Source organism: Fundidesulfovibrio sp. (assembly GCF_058402725.1).
The window spans coordinates 1-3,974 of the sequence record NZ_JBZVFJ010000219.1; the positions used below are offsets into that span (position 1 = coordinate 1).

A 3,974-nucleotide genomic window follows, 5' to 3' on the forward strand; every position below is an offset into this window, starting at 1 on the left:
CCAGGGCGGCCGCCTGCTCGGTGGTGGCCTGGGAGAGGCTCTGGGCCGAGGCCGAAAGCTCCTCGCTGCCTGCGGCCATGTTGGTGGCCCCGGCCTGGACCTCGGCCACCACGGTGCTCAGGCGATCCACCATGTCCTTCATGGAGTTGAGCAGGGCGTCCTCCTCGGAGCGGGGCTTCACGGCCACGCGGAGGTCGCCTTCGGAGAGCTTGCGGGCCACGTCGGCCACGAAGCGCTCGGTTTTGAGCATGGTCTTGATGGATTCCAGCAGGACGTCCTTGTCGGAACGTTTGGATACCGCCAGCCCTTCGAGTTCTCCCTGGGCCAGGTGGGTGGCGATGTTCGCGACCTCGCGTTCGGCGTCTCTCACCTTGCGCAGCGCGTCAGCCAGGATGCCGATCTCGTCTTTCTGGTGGATGCCCAGGTCCTGCTCCAGGTCGCCCCGGGCAAGCCCTTCCGCGAAAGCCACGCCCTTGGCCAAGGGGCGCGTGATGACCCGGGACGTGATGACCGTGAACGCGACTGCGATCAGCACGGCCAGCACGGTCAGGGTGATCACCACGCGGACGGCCATGGAGCTTTTCCCGTCGTATTCCGCATCGCCCTTGGCGTTCTCGTCGGCAAGCGCGGCGGTGATCTCTTCCAGGGGGGTGAGGGTTTCCGCGCGCACCTTGTCTATGGCGTCGTCAAGCGCGCGCAGGGCCTCCTCTGCCTCGGCAAGTTCCGCCGAGTCCCTTGATTCCTTCGACAGCTTCTCGATGACCGCAAGCCTGGGAAGCATCTGGTTTTCGAACATGTCGAGATAGCGCTGGTAATTGTTCGCGAACCGCTTGGCGAGTTCCTTCTCGTGCGCTGTGTCGGCCAAGGAATCGACTCGCTTCATACCGTCGCGGGCCGAATTCTTGGCCTGGGAGAAGTTGGAGATGGTCTGGCTCATGTTCCGGTTTATCTGCGCGTCGGCGATGATGGTGTACAAGGCGGAGACGCGCAGCGACGTGTCCATGATCTCCTTGAGATCCGAGGAGCGTTTCGCTCCGTGGTCCTGTATGTCCCCAAGGTTGGTCATGGTCAAAATCTGAAAAGCGCTCAAGGAAATGAACATGCAGATTACGACGGTATATCCCAAGGCGAGCTTTGAAGACACTTTCAGATTTTGAATCATACTCACTCCTGCTGGTTGAAACGTAATGCGCGCGGAGACACGTTGAAATCACCGACGATCGATTCGATGGGCAGTCCCGTGACCTGCGAGCTGCCCCGCCCGGGGCCTTGCGAAACCGGGCGGCTTTCCGGTGCGGCGACATCGACAGGTTTGGCCATGAGGTTCGCAGCGTTCCCCATGCGGGGGACTCTTCTGTCGGCTCTGTTGCGTGGCCGCCGCAGCAGGCGAGGGGCGCGGGGCTCCTTCCGCAGGCCATGCAGAGGGAATCGACAATGCCGAAGCCATAGCACAGGCGGGGGGAATGTCCACGAAAATGGTGTCCTATGTTCCGGCGGTCTCCGGCGGGCCTTGGCGCGGTCCGCCGGACGTGCTACCCGGGTGGCGTCGCTCGTGGCCCCGTCATCCCACGCCTACCCTGCGAGGCTTTCCATGCAGATCGTCACGTCGCCCAAGGAGTTCTCGTCCGTCTGCCGCGCCTGGCGCGCCGAGGGCCGCAAGCTGGCCCTGGCCCCCACCATGGGCTACCTCCATGCCGGACACCTCTCGCTCTTCACCTGGGCCAGGACCAACGCCGACAAGGTGGCCGCCACCATCTTCGTCAACCCCACCCAGTTCGGCCCCGGGGAAGACCTCGACCGCTACCCGCGCGACCCCGAGGGCGACGCCGCCAAGGCCCGCGAGGCCGGGGTGGACCTCCTCTACATGCCCCAGGCCCGCGACATGTACCCCCAGGGCTTCGCCACCACCGTGAGCGTGGCCGGGCTCACCTCCGGGCTCTGCGGGCGCTCGCGCCCCGGGCACTTCGACGGCGTGGCCACCGTGGTCGCCAAGCTCCTGGTGCAGGCCCTGCCCGACGTGGCCGTGTTCGGCCGCAAGGACTGGCAGCAGCTGGCCGTGATCCGCCGCCTTGCCGCCGACCTGGACCTGCCCGTGAACATCGAGGGCCGCCCCATCTTCCGGGAGCCCGACGGGCTGGCCATGAGCTCGCGCAACGCCCTGCTCTCGCCCGAGGAGCGCGCCCAGGCCCCCCACGTGCGCAAGGGCCTGCTCCTGGCGCGCGAACTGGCGGCGGCCGGGGAGCGCTCGCCGCGCAAGGTGATCGGGGCCGTGGAGGACTACTACCGCTCCGAGATGCCCCTGGCCCGCACGGACTATGTGGAGTGCGTCCACCCCGAGACCATCCAGCCCGTGGGCGACGCCTCCGGCCCGGCGCTCCTGGCCGTGGCCGTGAAGTTCCCGGGCGCGCGGCTCATCGACAACGCCCTGCTCTCCGGAGAGGAGGACCATGCGTGATCAATCACGGGAAAATCGCATCAGACATTTGACAAGCCTTCCGGTCTTGTGACACATGGCCTAGCGGCCTTCACCGGCCGCCATCCTTCGTCTTTTCCATCGCCGAAACCGGCGAATCATCTTCCGCGGGAGGAACATTCATGGTCGCCGCTTCCAAGGGCAAGTATCTCTTCACTTCCGAATCCGTGACCGAAGGCCATCCGGACAAGGTCGCGGACCAGATCTCCGACGCCGTTCTCGACACCATCTTCAGCCAGGACCCCGAGGCCCGCGTGGCCTGCGAAACCCTGGTGACCACCGGCGTCGCGTTCATCGCGGGCGAGATCACCACCTCCGCCTTCGCCGATTTCGCGGGCATCGTGCGCGAGACCGTGAAGAACGTGGGCTACAACAGCTCCCAGATGGGCTTCGACTGGGAGACCTGCGCCGTCATCTCCTCCATCGACAAGCAGTCTGCGGACATCGCCCAGGGCGTCGACCGCACCAAGCCCGAGGAGCAGGGCGCCGGCGACCAGGGCATGATGTTCGGCTTCGCCGTCAACGAGACCGACACCCTCATGCCCGCCCCCATCTACTACGCCCACAAGCTCTCTCGCCGCCTGGCCTACGTGCGCAAGGAGAAGATCCTCGACTTCCTGCGCCCCGACGGCAAGACCCAGGTCTGCGTGGAATACCAGGACGGCAAGCCCGTGCGCATCGACAACATCGTCGTCTCCTCCCAGCACGACGAGCACGTGAGCTACGACGACCTCGTGGACGCCATCAAGCACGAGGTGATCCTCAAGGCCCTGCCCGAGAACCTCGTGGACAAGGCCACCAAGATCTACATCAACCCCACCGGACGCTTCGTGATCGGCGGCCCCCTGGGCGACTGCGGCCTCACCGGGCGCAAGATCATCCAGGACACCTACGGCGGCATGGGCCACCACGGCGGCGGCGCCTTCTCCGGCAAGGACCCCTCCAAGGTGGACCGCTCCGCGGCCTACTTCGCCCGCTACGTGGCCAAGAACGTGGTGGCCGCTGGCCTGGCCCACCGCTGCGAAGTGCAGATCGCCTACGCCATCGGCGTGGCCGAGCCCGTCTCCGTGCTGGTCAGCTCCGGCGGCAACAGCGAGTTCTCCGACGAGGCCCTCACCAAGGCCGTGCGCGATGTCTTCGACATGCGCCCCTACTTCATCACCAAGCGCCTGGACCTCAAGCGCCCCATCTACCTGAAGAGCTCCTGCTACGGCCACTTCGGCCGCGAGCTGCCCGAGTTCACCTGGGAAAAGACCGACGCCGTGGCGGACCTGAAGACCGCCATGAAGATCTAGTCCCGCCAGGCGAAAGCCGCTCCGGGGCCGGGAGGACAAGCGTCCTTCCGGCCCTTTTTCGTGCCCGGCGGTACGTCGCCCGGCAGCCCGTCCGGGCGCGCCCGGCGCGCAAGGATCGGCGGGGCGTCTGCAGACCGGCCCGGGCAGACCCGGTCGAACGGGCGGATCATGGGCGAGTGGTGAAGAAACTTCTCGCGATTTGACAT

At 66.1% G+C, this 3,974-nt stretch carries 4 protein-coding genes; 2 read left to right on the forward strand and 2 right to left on the reverse strand.

Annotated features, from left to right (window positions below; all coding sequences use genetic code 11):
• Positions 1 to 1,066: HAMP domain-containing protein (locus ACV4UX_RS17665; protein ID WP_491594593.1), on the reverse strand; the 1,066-nt coding region annotated here is incomplete at its 3' end.
• 98 nt (positions 1,067 to 1,164) lie between these two features.
• Positions 1,165 to 1,320, reverse strand: coding sequence for a hypothetical protein (locus tag ACV4UX_RS17670; protein ID WP_491594594.1), 156 nt, complete (start codon positions 1,318 to 1,320; stop codon positions 1,165 to 1,167).
• A gap of 271 nt (positions 1,321 to 1,591) precedes the next feature.
• Between ACV4UX_RS17670 and panC the strand changes: the two genes are divergently transcribed.
• Positions 1,592 to 2,455, forward strand: coding sequence for a pantoate--beta-alanine ligase (panC, locus tag ACV4UX_RS17675; RefSeq protein WP_491594595.1), 864 nt, complete (start codon positions 1,592 to 1,594; stop codon positions 2,453 to 2,455).
• 140 nt (positions 2,456 to 2,595) lie between these two features.
• Positions 2,596 to 3,768, forward strand: a complete 1,173-nt coding sequence (gene metK / locus ACV4UX_RS17680) for a methionine adenosyltransferase (protein ID WP_491594596.1) — start codon at positions 2,596 to 2,598, stop codon at positions 3,766 to 3,768.
• The last annotated feature ends 206 nt before the right edge of the window (positions 3,769 to 3,974 follow it).

Bases quoted from the DNA above. Each gene is read 5' to 3' on its own strand.
- metK (WP_491594596.1), top strand. From the start codon at position 2,596: ATGGTCGCCGCTTCCAAGGGCAAGTATCTCTTCACTTCCGAATCCGTG.
- panC (WP_491594595.1), top strand. From the start codon at position 1,592: ATGCAGATCGTCACGTCGCCCAAGGAGTTCTCGTCCGTCTGCCGCGCC.
- ACV4UX_RS17670 (WP_491594594.1), bottom strand. From the start codon at position 1,320: ATGGCCAAACCTGTCGATGTCGCCGCACCGGAAAGCCGCCCGGTTTCG.